We start from the raw sequence: 16,182 nt of genomic DNA, 5'->3' as shown, positions 1-16,182 counted from the left end.
CTCAGGAAAGCTCGCTCAATCGCCCGTGACATAGACGCCGACGTCGAGCTTGCGCCCTCCGTTGATATTGAATCCCGGCACCCGTGTGACGAGACGTGGTGTTTTTCCCATCTCGCCGAGCGACGCAAGGAATTCCTGCTCCTCCCGCGCCTCCACGAGCGCGACGCGGCACCCCTCGCGGGAGAGGAAGGCTGCCGCGCCCTTCCCGTCCGCCATCGCCAGATCCGTGCCGACGAGAAAGACGAGGCTCGGTTCGCGATAGCCCGCCGTCACAACGCGCGGCGACGGGCAGCCCACCGCCTCCACCGCCACGGCAAGCCGGGGGGAGAGCTTGAGGGCGCGCAGCAGGGGCTGCGTGAGCCCCCAGACCGAGATGGACAGCACAAGCGAGGCGATGACGGCGAGCACCGCCGTCCTGACGACCGCCCCGCGCCGGAAGGCGAGCCACGCCCAGAAGGCGACAAGCGCGGCGACAAGCATTCCCGGCAGCCCCGCATACGGGGGCACGCCGTCGAGCTGGTAGCCGGCGATGCCAAGGCCAACGGCGAGGCCGAAGGGGATGAAGGGAATGAGCAGGGCAGCCGGCACCGCCGCCGGGCGATGCGGCCCGACTTCGCCGAGCTCCATGACCTTGACGGTGAAGATGGCAAGAGCCGGGTAGAGCGGCAGGACGTAATGCGGCAGCTTGGTCGGCACGGCCTCGAAGACAAGCCAGGACGGCAGCACCCAGGCGAGGCACACGGCGACCCAGGGCTCTGCCCGCCAGCGCCAGGCAAGCGGCAGGGCGATGGCCGTCAGCACCGCCGCCGGCCAGAAGGTGCCGAAGAAGGCAAGCAGATAGAACCCCGGCGGCCCCCAATGCTTTTCCTGGCCCGACCCCACCTTGGCCAGCATGTCCTTGCCGACCGATTCATCGAAGAAGGCGCCACCCGTCTTCAACGCTATGGCGATGAACCAGGGTGCGACGATGAGCGCCGTCAGGAGCAGCCCCCAGCCCGGCCTGAGCCCCTTGAGCCAGCCGGCCGAGCGGTCGCGGACCGACAGACCCGCGCCGGCGAGACCGACCACCATCGGCCCGATGGGGCCCTTGACGAGGATGGAGAGGGCGAAGGCTGCCCAGAAGGCGGCGATGGTACTGGTCGAGATGATCCTGTCGCGCCAGAGATAGAGCCGCGCGAGGGCGCCGAACATCACGACGGTGGTGGCCGTCAGCACCGCGTCGGTCTTGGCGAGCCGCGCCTCGACACCGAGGAGGATGGAGGCGGCCATGAAGGCACCGGCAAGCAGCGCACCGCCCGGCGAGACGAAGGCGAGCGCAGCCCAGTAGGTCAGCAGCACCGTCGCCACCGCTCCCAGGAAGGAGGGAATGCGGTAAAAGGCAATGGTCGTGCGCGCGTTCTCGACGCCCAGCGCCTCGGCCCCGGCAACGACCGCACTCTGCAGCCAGTAGATGCCGACGGGCTTCTTGTGGCGGGCCTCGTCCTGGAAGCGGATGTCGACGAAATCGCCGCTCTCGAGCATCTGCTTGCTCGCCTGCGCGAAGCGCGGCTCGTCGCGGTCCATCGGCTGGAGGGAGACAAAGCCCGGGGCGAAGGCAGCACACGACAGGAGGACGAGCACGACGAGCGCGCGCAGGTGGCTTGCGCTCAGCGTCGCCAGGAGCCGCCGGGCCCAGTCGCTCCCCGACACGACGCCCTCCTTCTGCGCACTGGCCGGCGCCGTGCTTTCACCGATCAAGGCCATGCTCTCGCCTGTTCCGGAAATCCCGTCCGGCGCCGTAATCCGGCGCCAAATGCTCCGCGCTCGCCCGCTACGCCCGAACGAGCGCCGTTTTAGCGGCGGCGTCCGCAGCCGGCAATGGGCCGTCTTGACGCCCTTCGCACAACTTCCTGCAGCGCCGGGGCAGATCGCCTTGCATCCACCACAATTGGGCCCTATCGTAAATTTATCGGGATTTGGCCGGAATATTGGTCTGTCACGCCTCGCAGTCAGGCGCACCTACCTACTTCTTCCCCAAAATCTGCGACGACAATGGCGCTCGCCCGCTTGGCGGCGCGCGCCCGCGTGCAACCTGAAGACGAAGGATACGACAAAATGAGCACCGGCACCGTGAAGTGGTTCAACGAGCAGAAAGGTTATGGTTTCATTCAGCCGGATGACGGCGGCAAGGACGTTTTCGTCCACATTAGCGCCGTGGAGCGCGCCGGCCTGCGCGGTCTGAACGAAGGCCAGAAGATCTCCTACGAGCTCGAGACGGACCGCCGCACCGGCAAGACCTCGGCTGGCAACCTCCAGGCCGCCTGAGGCCTGCCCCGGTGGAGGGCGCCAGCGCCCTCCCCTCACAATTTCTGGGCAGCTTGTCCCGCCCCCTCGCCCGTCGCTGGCCCTGTGATGACTGCCCGCCCGCACCTCGGGGGCAGTGGCGCCGAATCCGCATGAAGCGCCCCTCCAGACTGGCAACGGAACACCGCAGGGTTTTGTCGCCCCCTCGCCACGAACGGGGGCTCGGGCGCCGGGAACACGTCCCTGCAAATCGCCGTCAACCGCATCGCGAGCCTCGCCACAGGGCCGGCCGGCAGCCGGCTCGGCGAATGAATTACTCCGCTCCGAGCCCCGCTACGACGGGTTACCCACCGGAAATTCTGCCCCCTTCCGCGCCCCTAGAAAGTACACGCGCAGGTTGCCATCCATAAACGAGACAACCGAATAGTATTCGAAATCATCGTTATCGCGAATCACTCCAACATGCGTGAAAACAACAATGTTGCATAGCCATATACGAAATAATGCACAACTCATAAACAAAAAATCATTCTACATATCATAAATGGATATTTTGCGTCTGTGACATGAAGGGAGGATGTCGCATGCGCGATATCGAACCTCTCACCCGATCCGTCAAGAGCAACGCGTTATGCACGCATCACGATTGGAGAAGACTGGGAATATTTCTCTTAATTCTATTCCCATGTCCCTCACATGCCCAGACATATACATGGAAAGGCGGAATATCTGACCAATGGAGTGATGGAGAAAACTGGGAAGGTGGTTCACCACCCGTTTCGGGAGCGACAAACTCCGTCAACATTTGGATCGACACCGGACCGCTTCCTGTCATCGCATCGGGAATAACTTTCCAGGGCACTGCGCTCAATATCGGAAGTGCCTCCGCTTCATCCGAGTTACACATAGCCGACAACTCGGTCTTCACCTTGGGCCGCATCGTCCTCGCACCCACCAGCGGCCTCGGCATCTTCTCCTCCAGCGTCACGGTCAGCAATTCGATCGAAGTCGGCGCCTCTGACTATGGCTGGCTGACCGTTTCAGGCCCCGGCGCCCAGCTCAGCATTTTGGGCAACAATCACCTGACCATCGGCGGGCAGCCCAACGGCGACGGGCATGTCCTCATCGCGAACGGCGGCAAGGTCAGTGTCTACAACGTCTCGCTCGCGAATACCCAGGGCTCCGGCTCCCTCACAGTCGATGGACCAGGATCGGAACTTTCCATCACCGGGCGCGACCTGTCGGCCGCGGGAATGACCGGCGATGCCACCATCGAGGTCAGCAACGGCGGCAAGATCTCGATCGTCGGCGTCGGTGGCAGCCCCAGCAGCCGTGGCCTGCTGCAACTCGGCAGCAACTACCAGTATACTTCCCTCACGCTGACGGGACCGGGATCAGCCATCACGACGACCGGCGCCGGACGGATCGGCGAATTTGGACGCGTCGGCGTCCTCGTCGACGACCGCGCGACGCTCGACATCGGCGACAATCTGCTGATGGGCTGGATGTCGGGCTCGCAGGCGACGATGACCATCGACCGGGAAGCGGAAGTCACGGTCGCTGGGGACACGGCCGTCGGCTACACCTACGGTTCCGGCTTCCTGACGCTGCTGCGCGGCGGCACGCTCCGGACGCTGGGAGAGGTCGGCATCGGGATCGGAGCGAGCACCCACGGCGTCATCAACATCGGGGCCGCTGCGGGCGACAGCCCGGCTGAATCCGGGAACCTCGACACCGGCAGCATCTACTTCGGCAACGGCGACGCGACACTCGTCTTCAACCACACGACGACGCTGGCTGATGGGCCATACCTGTTCGCGCCGGTCGTCCACGGGAACGGACGGATCGATCATCATGCCGGCTACACCCAGTTCACGGCGCCGGACAGCTCGGCGTTCTCCGGCACGACCACCGTCCACGGGGGGAGCCTGCGCATCGACGGAAGGCTCGGCGGCACGATGAATGTCGAAAGCGCCGGCCGCCTTCAAGGCATCGGCATCGTTGGTGACCTGACCAACCGGGGTGTCGTGGCGCCGGGCAATTCCATCGGCGTGCTGACCGTTGCAGGCAACTACGTGGGCGACGGCGGCGAGCTGCACATCGAAACCGTCCTCGGCGGCGACGCCTCGCCCACGGACATGCTCGTGATCCAGGGCGACACTTCCGGCCTGACCAGAGTGGTCGTCCAGAACGTCGGCGGGAGCGGCGCACAGACCGTCGAGGGCATCAAGATCGTCGATGTCTGGGGCGCCTCCAACGGCACGTTCTCTCTGGTGGGGGACTTCCTCTACAATGGCGAGCCGGCGGTCGGCGCCGGTCTCTACGGCTATGTCCTGAGGAAGAACGGCATCAGCGATCCCGCCGACGGCGACTGGTACCTGCGCTCCTATCTGCTGTCGGACGGCAGCAGCCCGGAACCCGAGGCTCCCCCGATGCCGGAGCGCATCTATCACCCGGGCGTGCCGCTCTACGAGACGATGCCGCGCGTTGCGCTGGGCCTCATGAGGCGCCCCACCCTGCAGCAGCGCGTCGGCAACCGGTCGTGGCAGGCCAAGGGGGCTGACAGGAACAGTACCGCCCCCGCCGATACAGCCTTTACAGAAGGCAGCGGCTTCTGGGGCCGAGTCGACGGCGAGTTCCTGCGCCTCAGGGGCGGCTTCGTCACCACTGACGCCCGCCTCGAACAGCGCCAGGGGCGCGGCGAGGTTGGCCTCGACTTTCTCACCTTCCAGAGCGCGGCCGGAACCCTCGTCGGCGGCCTCAGCCTGCACTACGGGCAGGCGTTCGCCGAAATTTCCTCGCCCTTCGGGCGGGGGCGCAACGAAACCACCGCCTTCGGCTTCGGCGGCACGGCTACCTGGTACAGCAGCGGTGGCTTCTATGCCGATGCCCAGGCGAGTCTGTCGCGCCTCGAGACGGACCTGCAGTCCCACACGCTCAATCGCGCCCTCAAGAACGGCGTCATGGGCTTCGGCCACGCCATGAGCCTCGAACTCGGGCAGCGATTTCCTCTCGGCGCCACCCTCGGCCTCGTGCCCCAGGCGCAGCTGACCTGGGCGGGCGTTCATTACGACCGGTTCACCGACCCCTTCGGAGCCGTCGTCAGCGATGACCGCCGCAACAGCCTGCAGGCCCGCATCGGCCTTGCCCTGCAGCACGAGCGGCAGTGGACAAGCCCGTCCCGCCTCCTGCGACGCCTCAGCCTGCATGCCATCGCCAACGTCTATCAGGAGTTTCTCGAAGGCGTGTCAGCCAAGGGCTCCGGCGTGCGGCTCGCGAACGACGAGCCACGGACATGGGCTGGCCTCGGACTCGGCGGTTCCTACAACTTCGACGACGATGCCTTCTCGCTCTATGGGGAGGTCAACGCGGCCACGAATCTCTCCGGTCGCGGCGGGAACTACCGAGTCGACGCCAGGCTCGGCCTGCGCAGCGCGTGGTGAGGCCTGCCTGCGCCGGCAGTGACACCAGGACGAACGCCGCACTCGGGGCCTGCGGACGACAGGGCTGGCCGCGAGACCGGCGCAGGCCGATCCATAGGCAGCATCGCCGTGACCGATTGCCCGCAGCACACGCTCGGCTCGTGCCGCGCGCCGCTAGGGGGCAGCGCCCAGGGGAGGAATCACTTCGGGAGCTCCTCCGGGAATTTTGATCCCGAATTGTGCACTCTGGCTCCGTTCCATTCCAATTCTGCGCGCGATGCCCTTGCCTTCGCCGGCGGGAAACACTAGGAAAACCTTGGACATGGACCGGTCCGGGGCATAGCGCAGCCTGGTAGCGCATCTGCTTTGGGAGCAGAGGGTCGCAGGTTCAAATCCTGCTGCCCCGACCATCATGTCGGCAACCGTTCCGGCAAGCGGCCTCGGCCGCTTCCGGCGCGGTTGGAGCCTGATCCCAAAGGAAGTCGCGACCGAACGATGATCGCCCGCATCTACAAGCCGACCAAGACGGCTATGCAGTCCGGCACCGCCAAGACCAAGCGCTGGCTGCTCGAGTTCGAGCCGGAGAAGCCGCGTGAGGTCGAGCCACTGATGGGCTGGACGAGCTCGTCGGACATGCGCCAGCAGCTCAGGCTCTCCTTCGACAGCCGCGAGGAAGCCGAGGCCTACGCGCGCCGTAACGGCATCCCCTACCGGGTCGAGCAGCCGCTTGCGCCCAAGCGCCGTATCATCTCCTATGCGGACAACTTCAAGTTCAACCGCGTGATGCCCTGGACACACTGAGGCGCGCGGCGGGCAACGCACGGCCCCTTAGCTCAGCTGGATAGAGCAAGTGCCTTCTAAGCACTAGGTCGCAGGTTCGAGCCCTGCAGGGGTCGCCATTTCCCTCGCATTCCTGCCGGCGGTCGCCACATCCGGTGCGCAAAGGCTATTTGCTTTCCTGCGCCGGGCACGTATGAGGGGAGCGCAGGGCGCGCTGCGCCCGGATTCGCTCGTTCCTTTCGAGGGGCCCGTTCATGAAAAAGATCGTTCTTCTGGGCGCACTGGCCTTCGGTCTCGCCGCCTGCAACACCAGCAACCCGGGTGACCGCGCGGTCGGCGGCGCCCTCATTGGCGGCGGTGCCGGCGCCCTCGTCGGCGGCCTTGCCACCGGGACGGCCGGCGGCGCGCTGGTCGGCGGCGCCATCGGCGCCGCGGGCGGTGCCATGATCGGCGCAGCGACCGCGCCCCAGTGCCAGACCTACTACTACCGGGGCCGCCGCTACCGCGACTGCTGAGGCGGTCGAGCACTAAGCGAAGGCCGGCGTTCCCGCCGGCCTTTCTCTTTGCGCAGCCTGCCGCCGCTCAGGCGAAGACGTCCAGCTTGTCGAAGTGCTCGGCCAGAAGATAGTAGAAGGTCAGGCGCGACTTGGTGCGGTCGTCCTTCATCGTCTGGCAGACGGCCTTGATGGCGCCGTCGAGATCGCCGCTCGTCAGCCCCAGCTTCTTCTTCAGGAAATTTTCGCGGATGCGGGCGCATTCCTCTGGATCGGAGCAGGCGACATAGCGGCTGTCCGGCTTGCTGAGCACAAGCTGGTAGGTTTTGGCGAGCCCTGCCAGCGCTGCTTCGTTGATAGGCTTCTTCGCATACTTACGAACATCGGCGAGTTGATCCGACATCGTCCCTCTCCGGCCTCTGGTTGTTGGATAAAGATACGCAACACGCGCTTTGAAGGTCAGCTGAAGCAGCGCCGGTCTGTTGCCTCCTCGAATCACCGGGCATGAGAAGCGGCGATATTGCCGCTATAGTATTCAAAGCACTGCCGTTCATTTTGGCAATGACCGGACGCACCGTCTCCGGCGCCCTGCCCGCCACGCATCCGACACAGATATTCGCTGAGATGGCGCTGGTGCCGTTGGCCAGGACGCGCTACAGCCGCAGCCGGAACGGCGCAGAAGTTTTGCACCGCTTCATCAACTGAAGGACCTCACATGTATACATTGGAAATCGGCCGCAAGGCGGTCGCCGTGATAGACGCCGACGAGGAGCAGGCCCGCGCGGTCTTCAACCAGGAGGCCTTCAGGAACGACCTCCGGCAGATGACGAGCGACGGCGAGCCCCTGTGGGACGGCATCGCGCCGCTCAACTTGCGTCCGGCGAGCGAAGAGGAATCCGAGACCTTCGACCTCATGATGGAGGACGAGGCGGAGCCCTTCGACGAGGACGAAACCCTCGACGGCGAAGAAGAAGGACTCGACGTGCTCTTTCTCGTGCCGATCGACGACGACGAAGCCGACGCCTGACGCGCCGCTCGGCGCGATATGCCCTGAACCAGAGCGACGCCTGGTCAGGTGATGCCGCGGAATGCCTCGGCGTACAGGCGCGGACCTGAAGTCCGTACGGCGGGCAGGTTTCGTCCGTCGCCCCGCTTGTCCGCACTGTCCCCATTGTCGGGATGGACGACGAGATGCATCCGCGGACCCACAGGAGGCGCGGCATGTGAAACGGTTGGCGGGTCGGCGGCCGGCATCAGCCGGCAGCCGACGCGCCGGAGCTTACTGCGCCGCCGGGGCGGGGGCCGCTTCCGTCACGCGGGAGGCCAACGCCTCGAAGCGCTCGAGCTGCCCGGCATCGAGCGTCCGGTCCGCGCCGCGCGAGACGAAGACCTTGAACATGCTGGCGCCGTCGCAGTCGAAGAACTGGATGGACGCCGACTCGCGGCCCATGAAGGGACGCCTGACGAAACCGATGGCCACGCAGCGCTCGGCCTTGAGATGTCCGCCAAGCGGGCTGTCGCCGTGCAGGTTGTAATAGCCGCGCGCGAACGTCCCCGGCGGAACGGGCGCCTTGACTTCGACGATCGCGGACGGCGTGTGGACGAGGAAGAGGACGGCCCCCCAGCCGGTCAGATCCTCCATGATCTCGCCGAAGCGCTCCGGGGCAGCCCAGCGACAGGCATGCGGCGGCAGCAACCGCGTCGCCTCTAGCGGGCTTAGCCCATATTCCTGGGCCAGATTCTCAATCACACCGTCGAGGTTGGTTGCGAAACGCGCGGCCAGCGCCGCCCGTCCGCCGGCTCCCGCAGTCCCCTGCCCTTCTGCAGCCATATCAATCCCCTGCCGTCGATTTTCTAGATGGATGAAGGCCAAAAGCCTCGCGTATCCATTATATCATCAAGCAACACTAAACAATACATCCAATCCACGGCCAATAATTCAGATCAATTCCAAAGAAGATTGCAATCTGGAAGAATTCTACTGAATAGCATCAGGAGATGCCCGTGCGACCTGCGATGAACGCCATGCTCTCGTGCAGCGCGGAGGCCGGGTCGGCAAGATCGTGGACGGCCGGGGAGAAGGGCTCGAATGACAGGGCGCCCCGATAGCCGCCTGCAAGAAGCGCCGCAATCTGCCCGACATTGTCGAGCCGGTCGCCTGCCGTGACCAGGACACGGTGCGGGTCGCGCATGTCGGCGACGGAAACGGCCTCGTCCACAACACCCGAGATGTGCACAAGGCCGGTCAGCGACGGAAAGAACTCAGACTCTTGCGCGAGGTGATGATGGAAGGTGTCGTGCACGAGGAGAAATACGCCCTCCCCGTCGACCGCCGCGATCGCCGCCGCGGCCTCGGCCTTCGCCCGCAGCGAGGAGAAGGTAAAGCCCAGCGGCTCGACGAGGCCGGTAAGGCCGCGCTGCATCAGCAACGGCTTCAGGGCGGCGAGCGCCTCTTCGAGCCTTGCCTCGTCACCCGGTGTTCCATCACAGACCGGCACCAGCACGAGCCCACGTGCCCCGCAGGCGGCGGCGTAGTCGGCAAGCGCCCTCGCCTCGGCCGCCCGTTGCGTCGTCCAGTCGTTGAACCGCTGCAGCGCGTTGACCGACAGGATCGTCAGCCCCGCCGCCTCCGCGGCAGCGCGCACCGCCACCGGTGGCGTGCCATCCGCAATGGCAATGCCAGCAAGGTCATTGCGGATCTCGACCGCATCGATGCCGATCTCGCGCGCCAGCGCAAAGAAGCCGGCGAAGTCGCGCCGGGGCGCCACCATGTGGTTGAGGGCGAAACGCAGCGCTTTCACGGGAACCTCCGTCGCATCCGTCGCAGAATTGCCGGATGCCGAAGGATACCCCAAACGGGTGCGACGGCCTTGGCCGGCGCACAGCTGCGACGATCAGAACTTGGGCAATCAGAACTTGTAGTTGATGCCTAGTCTGACGCTGTGCACCGAAAGATCGGAGCGGATATTGAAAGGAACAGCGTTCCAACCGCCGACGTATCCGAGGCCGTGGATCGTGCTGCGGCCGAAATCCATGTAGGCGTATTCGATCTTGGCCGTCAGATTGTCGGTCCAGGCGTGCTCGACACCGGCGCCAAGCAGGTAACCCCACTCCACCTTCTTTGAGATGGAGATCGTCGTATTACCGCAGGGATCCTCTGTGCAGGTATCCAGGAAGCCCAGCTTTGCGCCGGAATAGACGGCACCGCCCTTCACATAGATCAGCGTACGGTCCAGCGCGTACCCTAGGCGCGCGCTGATCGCCCCGTACCAGCCTCCCCGCACCTTGCCGTAGCCATCGTATGGGAAGCCATAGGGATCCAGACCCGGCTGGACCTTCGTGCCCCTGAGATTGAGGTAGCCTATCTCGCCTTCGACACCGAAAACCGCGGCCCCATGCTGAAAGTTGTAGCCAGCCTGGGCACCTCCCAGCCAACCGTCGGAATCGACGCTCCAGTTGACCACTGGAAAGTAGGGCGGAGCACCGTTGTATTCCGAATCGACGAAATCGGAATCTCCCCAGCCATACCCCAAGTGAAGACCGACATACGCTCCGGTCCAGTCGAAAGCCGTCGGAACCGCAGGAGCTGGCCGCATAAGATCTGCCGCAGAAGAAGCACTTACTCCTGCGATTAAAATAATGCCCACCAAACCGAATCGACTCATTGCCCCCCCATACATCGGATCGGGACGCAAATATTGTTCATCACCAATCCACGCAAAGCAATACACACAACCCATAATTGAAGAATACAATTTTATTCACCTGCTTGAATTTCTATGAAAAGATTGCATACAACCGTCTCAATGATCTGCAACCTACACGGGATATGGAAATGAAACACGCGATATATCTTCCTGATTTATTAAGCCAATTCCATTGGATTGAGCGCGGCTGATGCCAGGCGACCGCCGTGATCCGGATTGGCGGGCGCGCCCCGGCACGACGCCCTCATGAAAGCGCACCGGCCGTCCGCTGCGCGGCGGCACCAGGGCGTGTGCAGCGAGGGATGCTTGGACCGGTCCGGTCGGCCCGCTCTCCCGACGCAGCCCGTCCTGGGCTGCTCGCCGGCACAGCAAACCCGCTGCGGCGCGCCTTCGCGCGTCGGCCGCAGCAATGAGGACTGATTTCTTGGGAGAGAAGCGGTGGCGCGCCCAAGGGGACTCGAACCCCTGTTTTCGCCGTGAAAGGGCGACGTCCTAGACCGCTAGACGATGGGCGCAGAGCTTCGCGGGGCGAAGCAGCGGCGCGACATATAGAGCGTATCTCCCACCGCGGCAAGCGCAACCGCTGGCGAAGACCAAAGGATCAGCGCCCGTCCACAGCCTTGCCGGGGGTCGCCGGTGCCACATCCGCGACGCGCACGTCGACACGCTCCGCCCCGCCCCATCGGTCAACGGCGAGGCTGCCGGCGGCGTGGACGCGCTCGCCGCGCGATGCCAGGAGCGCACGGCCGAGCGGCTGGTCCGCGGCGCGAAAGGCGATGCCGCCTACCTGGCTGCCATCGCCGGCGCGCAGCCGCAGGCGCACATGGCCGTTGCCGACCACCGCCGCCTCGGTGAGGATATGGTTGGGGAAGGCGAAGACAGGCTCGGGATGACCGGAGCCGAAGGGCCCTGCCCCGTTGAGTCGCGCCATCAGCTCTGTCGTCGCCGAGGCCGCGGTCATGGCGCCGTCGATGAGGAGCGCCGTGTCCGCCCCCGCCACGGCAACACTGTCGCGCAGCAGGGCGTCGATGGCCTCGGCGAAGGCGGCGAGATTGCCGTCGGCGAGCGTCACGCCAGCGGCCATGGCGTGACCGCCACCCTTTGCCACCTGCCCCGCCTCGACGAGCCGGCGCACCGCCGCGCCGAGATCGACGCCGGGGATGGAGCGGCCCGAGCCGGTGAGCCCGCCCTCGCCGTTGGCAGCAAAGGCAAAGGTCGGCTTCTGGAAACGCTCCTTCACCCGGGCGGCGACGAGGCCAACGACGCCGGGGTGCCAATCCGGCGCGTGGACGACAAGCACCGCCCGGTCCGGATCGGCGGACAGAGCCATGTCGGCCTGCGCCATCGCCTCCTCAACGGCGACGAGCTCGATGGCCTGACGCTCCTTGTTGAGGCGGTCGAGCTCCGTGGCGGTCGCCCGCGCCACCGCCTCGTCGAACGTCAGCAGCAACCGGGCGCCGAGCGCAGCATCGCCGATGCGCCCGCCGGCATTGATGCGCGGCCCCAGCAGGAAGCCGAGGTGCCATGCCTCGGGAGGACCCGAGAGGGCGGCCGTGTCCATCAGCGCGGTCAACCCGGGCCGGCCGCGCCGGCGCATGACGGCGAGCCCCTGGCGCACGAAGGCCCGGTTGAGGCCCCGGAGCGGCACGACGTCGGCCACCGTCGCCAGCGCCACGAGGTCGAGCTCGGCGAGAAGATCGGGCTGCGGCCGGTCAGCCCGCCAGAAGCCAGCCTCCCGCAGTGCCCGGTTGAGCGCCACGAGGACGAGGAAGACCACGCCCGCCGCCGCCAGATGCCCGAGGCCGGAGAGGTCGTCCTGCCGGTTCGGGTTGACGAGCGCCTCGACGACAGGCAGCTCCGCCGGCGCCTGGTGGTGGTCGATGACGACCACGTCCATGCCCAGCTCGCGCGCATGGGCGAAGACCGCATGGCTCGCGGTGCCGCAGTCCACCGTGACGAGAAGGCGCGCCCCCGCCTCGCGCAGCGCGCTGACGGCCGCCATGTTGGGCCCGTAGCCCTCCGTCAGCCGGTCGGGAATGTGGATGACATAAGGCACGCCGCAGCGGCCAAGGAAACCGCCGAGGAGAGCCGCCGAGCAGGCGCCGTCCACGTCGTAATCGCCGAAGATCGCGATCTGCTCACACCGCTTCACCGCAACGACGAGCCGCGCCACAGCCGCGTCCATGTCACGCAGCACGGAGGGATCGGGCATGAGGTCGCGCAGGCGCGGCTCGAGGAATGCGAGGGCCTCGCCCGGCGCGACGCCGCGTGCGGCGAGCACGCGGGCCACCATGTCGGGCAGACCGTACTGCTGGACCATGGCAAGGGCCTGCAGCGCCTGCGCCTCGTCGCACCTGTCGCGCCACATGCGCCCGAGGGCCGAACGTGTGACGCCGAGGAAGGGGCGCGGCGCGGCACGGGCGAGGGCCGGAAGCGCGTCGTGAGAATCAAGGGTCCGCGCGAGGGATGATTCGCTCATGGCCCGATTATTCACGCCGCCTGGGCCGGGCCAACCGCTTCAGGGTAGCAGCGCCGGGAAAAGACAGATCACGGAAGAAGCTTGCGGTACTGGACGAAGCCCACGTCTTCCGCCACGCGGTCGTAGAGCGCCCGCGCGGTCGCGTTGTCCTTGTGCGTGAGCCAGTAGACACGGTCCGCCCCGGCCGACCGCGCTGCCTCGTAGACCGCCTCGATGAGGCGCCGCGCGAGCCCACGGCCGCGGTGGGCCTCGGCGGTGAAGAGATCGTTGAGGTAGCAGCGCGGGGCCAGGCTCCAGGTCGTGGCGTGGAAGATATAATGTGCGATGGCCGCAAGCTCGCCGTCGACGAATGCGCCGAGGCCATGGATCGGCTCGGCGGGATCAAGCATGCGCGCGAAAGTGCCGTCCGACACCTCCGGCGGCAGGGAGATGCAATAGAAGGCCTGATAGCCTTGCCACAGAGGCTCCCAGGCCGCCCGGTCCGCGGCCGTGAGCGGCCGCACGACAATCGCATCCTCGCGCATGCTGCCTCCCCCCTTCCGGCGAGCGTCGCGTCAATCGCCCCGGCGAACGGTCACTCGAGGTGGAACTTGGCGAGCTCCCGGTGCTCCGCCTTGATGCGCCGCACGGTGCCCGTGGCCGAGCGGTAGACCACCGTCTCCGTCTCGATGATGTCCTTGTGGAAGCGCACGCCCGAAAGAAGCGCACCGTTGGTCACGCCAGTCGCCGCGACGATGACGTCGCCCGAGGCGAGGTCGAGCAGCTGGTACTTCTTGTTGGGGTCGGTGACGCCCATCTTGGCCGCGCGGTCGAGCTTCTCGGGCGTGTCGAGGATGAGGCGGGCCTGCATCTGGCCACCGACACAGCGCAGCGCGCCTGCGGCGAGCACGCCCTCGGGAGCGGCGCCGATGCCGAGATACATGTCGATGCCGGTCTCCTCAGGGTTGGCCGTGAAGATGACGCCGGCGACGTCACCGTCGGTGATCAGGCGGATGCCGGCACCGGTCTTGCGCACGGCCGCAATCATGTCGGCGTGGCGCGGCCGATCGAGCATCAGCACGTTGATCTCGTTCGGCTTCACGCCCTTGGCCTTGGCGAGCGCGTGGATGTTGTCCTCGGGCGAGGCATCGAGATCGACCACACCCTCCGGATAGCCGGGGCCGATCGCGATCTTCTGCATGTAGACGTCCGGCGCGCCGAGCAGCGTGCCGGCCTCGGCCATGGCCATCACGGTGATGGAGCCGGGCATGTCCTTGGCGCAGAGCGTCGTGCCCTCCAGCGGATCGACCGCGATATCGACCTTCGGCCCCTTGGTGTTGCCGACCTTCTCGCCGATGAACAGCATCGGCGCCTCGTCGCGCTCACCCTCGCCGATCACGACCGTGCCGTCGATCGGCAGGCGGTTGAGCTCGCGGCGCATGGCGTCAACCGCGGCCTGGTCCGCGGCCTTCTCGTTGCCACGCCCGCGCCACCGCGCAGCGGCCACGGCGGCACGCTCGGTCACGCGCACGAGCTCCAGCGTGAGGATGCGTTCGATCAGCTGGTTCGGCTTGACGGTAATCTCGCTCATCGCGGTCGGATCTCCCTAAAGGCCGTTAGGATCGCCGGGCCGGACCGGCCGACTGGATCACTCGAAGGTGCGGGTCGTCTAGCGACAGTGTCTGCAGCCGCCTACTCCCGTTCAATACGGATGACTTGTGGCGCCTCGGCGACATGCCCGTCGCCGATGACCTTGTCCACCGCCTTTCGGATGGCGGCCTCCGTCGTCGCATAGGTGATGAGCACCACCGGCACCGGCGCCCCCGAGCGCCCGGAGGGGTCGCGCTGGGCGGCATCCTCCGACCGGTGCTGGACGATGCTCTCCAGCGAAATGTCAGCCTCCGCCATGCGGGTGACAATGGACGCGGCAGCGCCCGGCCTGTCGTAGGCTGTCAGGCGCACGTAATAGCCCCCGGTGTGCAGCCGCATCTTCGCGCGCTCGGGCTTGCGCAGCATCGCGACAGGCACGCCGAAGGGTGGCCCGGCCTTGCCCGCGGCAAGGTCGCAGATGTCCGCGACGACGGCCGAGGCGGTCGCGTCGCCCCCCGCCCCCGGACCGACGAGTGTGAGCTCGCGCACGGCGTCGGCGTCGATCGTCACGGCGTTTGTCACGCCCATCACCTGCGCGATGGCCGAGGATTTCGGCACCATCGTGGGATGCACGCGCTGCTCGATGCCGGTCTTCGTCCGCTCGGCGACGCCGAGAAGCTTGATTCGATAGCCGAGCTCGTTGGCCATCCGGATGTCGATGGGGCTGATGGAGGAGATGCCCTCGACATAGATCGCCTCGGCGTCGATCTCCGTGCCGAAGGCGAGGCTCGTCAGGATGGACAGCTTGTGCGCCGTGTCGAACCCGCCGATGTCAAAGGTCGGGTCCGCCTCGGCATAGCCCATCCGCTGCGCGTCCCTGAGGCATTCCTCGAAAGACAGGCCCTCAGCCTCCATGCGCGAGAGGATGTAGTTGCAGGTACCGTTGAGGATGCCGTAGACGCGGCTGATGGTGTTGCCGCCGAGGGCCTCGCGCAGCGTCTTGATAATGGGGATACCGCCGGCGACCGACGCCTCGAAGGCGAGCGAAACGCCCTTCTTCTCGGCGAGCGCGGCGAGCTTCACACCGTGCCGCGCCAGCAGTGCCTTGTTGGCGGTGACGACATGCCTGCCCGCTTCCAGCGCCGCGGTGACGGCCTCGAGCGCGGGGCCATCCTCTCCGCCGATGAGTTCGACGAAACAGTCGATATCACCGCTGCGGGCGAGCGCGACCGGATCGTCGAACCACGTGAGCGCCGCGAGATCGAGGCCGCGGTCGCGCGAGCGGTTGCGCGCGGACACGGCGGTCACCCTCACCCGACGTCCGAGACGGGCGAAAAGCTGCTCGTCCTGGCGGGCAAGCATGCGCACGGCGGAAGCGCCGACCGTGCCGAGGCCGGCGACGCCGACCCTGAATTCATGCGACATGGTGAACCAGTCTCGCGGGAACG

Annotated in this window: 15 protein-coding genes and 3 tRNA genes; 8 read left to right on the top strand and 10 right to left on the bottom strand. The window is 66.3% G+C overall.

Annotated elements, in window-relative coordinates:
- Positions 1-15 precede the first annotated feature (15 nt).
- A complete protein-coding gene (locus HNQ73_RS01335) occupies positions 16-1,743 on the bottom strand; it encodes an ArnT family glycosyltransferase (RefSeq protein ID WP_183331482.1) in 1,728 nt (575 codons plus the stop codon).
- A gap of 351 nt (positions 1,744-2,094) precedes the next feature.
- On the opposite strand from HNQ73_RS01335, the gene HNQ73_RS01330 reads away from it, so the two are divergent.
- The 6 genes from HNQ73_RS01330 to HNQ73_RS01305 all read left to right on the top strand — a co-directional run bounded on the left by HNQ73_RS01330 (position 2,095) and on the right by HNQ73_RS01305 (position 7,000).
- Positions 2,095-2,304: a cold-shock protein gene (locus HNQ73_RS01330; protein WP_183332176.1), complete on the top strand. Its 210-nt coding sequence runs from the start codon at positions 2,095-2,097 to the stop codon at positions 2,302-2,304.
- A gap of 908 nt (positions 2,305-3,212) precedes the next feature.
- Entirely contained in the window at positions 3,213-5,726 is a 2,514-nt protein-coding gene (locus HNQ73_RS01325) for an autotransporter family protein (RefSeq protein WP_183331480.1), read from the top strand.
- Positions 5,727-6,038: 312 nt separating this feature from the next.
- Positions 6,039-6,115 (top strand) — tRNA-Pro (locus HNQ73_RS01320).
- A gap of 85 nt (positions 6,116-6,200) precedes the next feature.
- Positions 6,201-6,506: an ETC complex I subunit gene (locus HNQ73_RS01315; RefSeq protein ID WP_183331478.1), complete on the top strand. Its 306-nt coding sequence runs from the start codon at positions 6,201-6,203 to the stop codon at positions 6,504-6,506.
- 21 nt (positions 6,507-6,527) lie between these two features.
- Positions 6,528-6,604 (top strand) — tRNA-Arg (locus tag HNQ73_RS01310).
- A gap of 135 nt (positions 6,605-6,739) precedes the next feature.
- A complete protein-coding gene (locus tag HNQ73_RS01305) occupies positions 6,740-7,000 on the top strand; it encodes a glycine zipper domain-containing protein (RefSeq protein WP_055458004.1) in 261 nt (86 codons plus the stop codon).
- A 67-nt stretch (positions 7,001-7,067) separates the two neighbouring features.
- Here HNQ73_RS01305 and HNQ73_RS01300 read toward each other — a convergent pair whose 3' ends face one another.
- Positions 7,068-7,382 carry a DUF2853 family protein gene (locus HNQ73_RS01300; protein WP_183331476.1) on the bottom strand — a complete coding sequence of 105 codons (315 nt, stop codon included), beginning with the start codon at positions 7,380-7,382 and terminating at the stop codon, positions 7,068-7,070.
- A gap of 101 nt (positions 7,383-7,483) precedes the next feature.
- Here HNQ73_RS01300 and HNQ73_RS01295 point away from each other — a divergent pair, with 101 nt between their 5' ends.
- Both HNQ73_RS01295 and HNQ73_RS01290 read left to right on the top strand, forming a co-directional pair.
- Positions 7,484-7,684, top strand: a complete 201-nt coding sequence (locus HNQ73_RS01295; RefSeq protein WP_183331474.1) for a hypothetical protein — start codon at positions 7,484-7,486, stop codon at positions 7,682-7,684.
- A 10-nt stretch (positions 7,685-7,694) separates the two neighbouring features.
- Positions 7,695-8,006 carry a hypothetical protein gene (locus HNQ73_RS01290; protein WP_183331472.1) on the top strand — a complete coding sequence of 104 codons (312 nt, stop codon included), beginning with the start codon at positions 7,695-7,697 and terminating at the stop codon, positions 8,004-8,006.
- A gap of 252 nt (positions 8,007-8,258) precedes the next feature.
- Here HNQ73_RS01290 and hutX read toward each other — a convergent pair whose 3' ends face one another.
- The 8 genes from hutX to HNQ73_RS01250 all read right to left on the bottom strand — a co-directional run bounded on the left by hutX (position 8,259) and on the right by HNQ73_RS01250 (position 16,159).
- The gene (gene hutX / locus HNQ73_RS01285) at positions 8,259-8,852 is read right to left on the bottom strand and encodes a heme utilization cystosolic carrier protein HutX (RefSeq protein ID WP_244649818.1); all 594 of its coding nucleotides are present in this window, start codon (positions 8,850-8,852) and stop codon (positions 8,259-8,261) included.
- A gap of 118 nt (positions 8,853-8,970) precedes the next feature.
- Positions 8,971-9,780 (bottom strand): TIM barrel protein, encoded by an 810-nt coding sequence (locus HNQ73_RS01280; RefSeq protein ID WP_183331470.1) that lies wholly within the window; start codon positions 9,778-9,780, stop codon positions 8,971-8,973.
- Positions 9,781-9,888: 108 nt separating this feature from the next.
- Positions 9,889-10,734, bottom strand: coding sequence for an outer membrane protein (locus tag HNQ73_RS01275; RefSeq protein WP_183331468.1), 846 nt, complete (start codon positions 10,732-10,734; stop codon positions 9,889-9,891).
- Positions 10,735-11,125: 391 nt separating this feature from the next.
- A tRNA-Glu gene (locus tag HNQ73_RS01270) sits at positions 11,126-11,201 on the bottom strand.
- 86 nt (positions 11,202-11,287) lie between these two features.
- Positions 11,288-13,054 carry a single-stranded-DNA-specific exonuclease RecJ gene (gene recJ, locus HNQ73_RS01265; protein WP_183332172.1) on the bottom strand — a complete coding sequence of 589 codons (1,767 nt, stop codon included), beginning with the start codon at positions 13,052-13,054 and terminating at the stop codon, positions 11,288-11,290.
- Between the two features lie 179 nt (positions 13,055-13,233).
- On the bottom strand, positions 13,234-13,689 hold the full coding sequence (locus tag HNQ73_RS01260) for a GNAT family N-acetyltransferase (RefSeq protein WP_183331466.1): 456 nt from the start codon (positions 13,687-13,689) through the stop codon (positions 13,234-13,236).
- Between the two features lie 50 nt (positions 13,690-13,739).
- The gene (gene glpX / locus HNQ73_RS01255; RefSeq protein ID WP_183331464.1) at positions 13,740-14,735 is read right to left on the bottom strand and encodes a class II fructose-bisphosphatase; all 996 of its coding nucleotides are present in this window, start codon (positions 14,733-14,735) and stop codon (positions 13,740-13,742) included.
- Positions 14,736-14,836: 101 nt separating this feature from the next.
- Positions 14,837-16,159, bottom strand: coding sequence for a homoserine dehydrogenase (locus HNQ73_RS01250; RefSeq protein ID WP_183331462.1), 1,323 nt, complete (start codon positions 16,157-16,159; stop codon positions 14,837-14,839).
- Positions 16,160-16,182: the final 23 nt, after the last annotated feature.

Source organism: Chelatococcus composti (assembly GCF_014201415.1).
In the GTDB taxonomy this organism is placed as follows: Bacteria; Pseudomonadota; Alphaproteobacteria; order Rhizobiales; family Beijerinckiaceae; genus Chelatococcus_A; species Chelatococcus_A composti.
The sequence above is the reverse complement of the archived record's forward strand: the minus strand, read 5'-3'. Positions and strand labels throughout refer to the sequence as shown.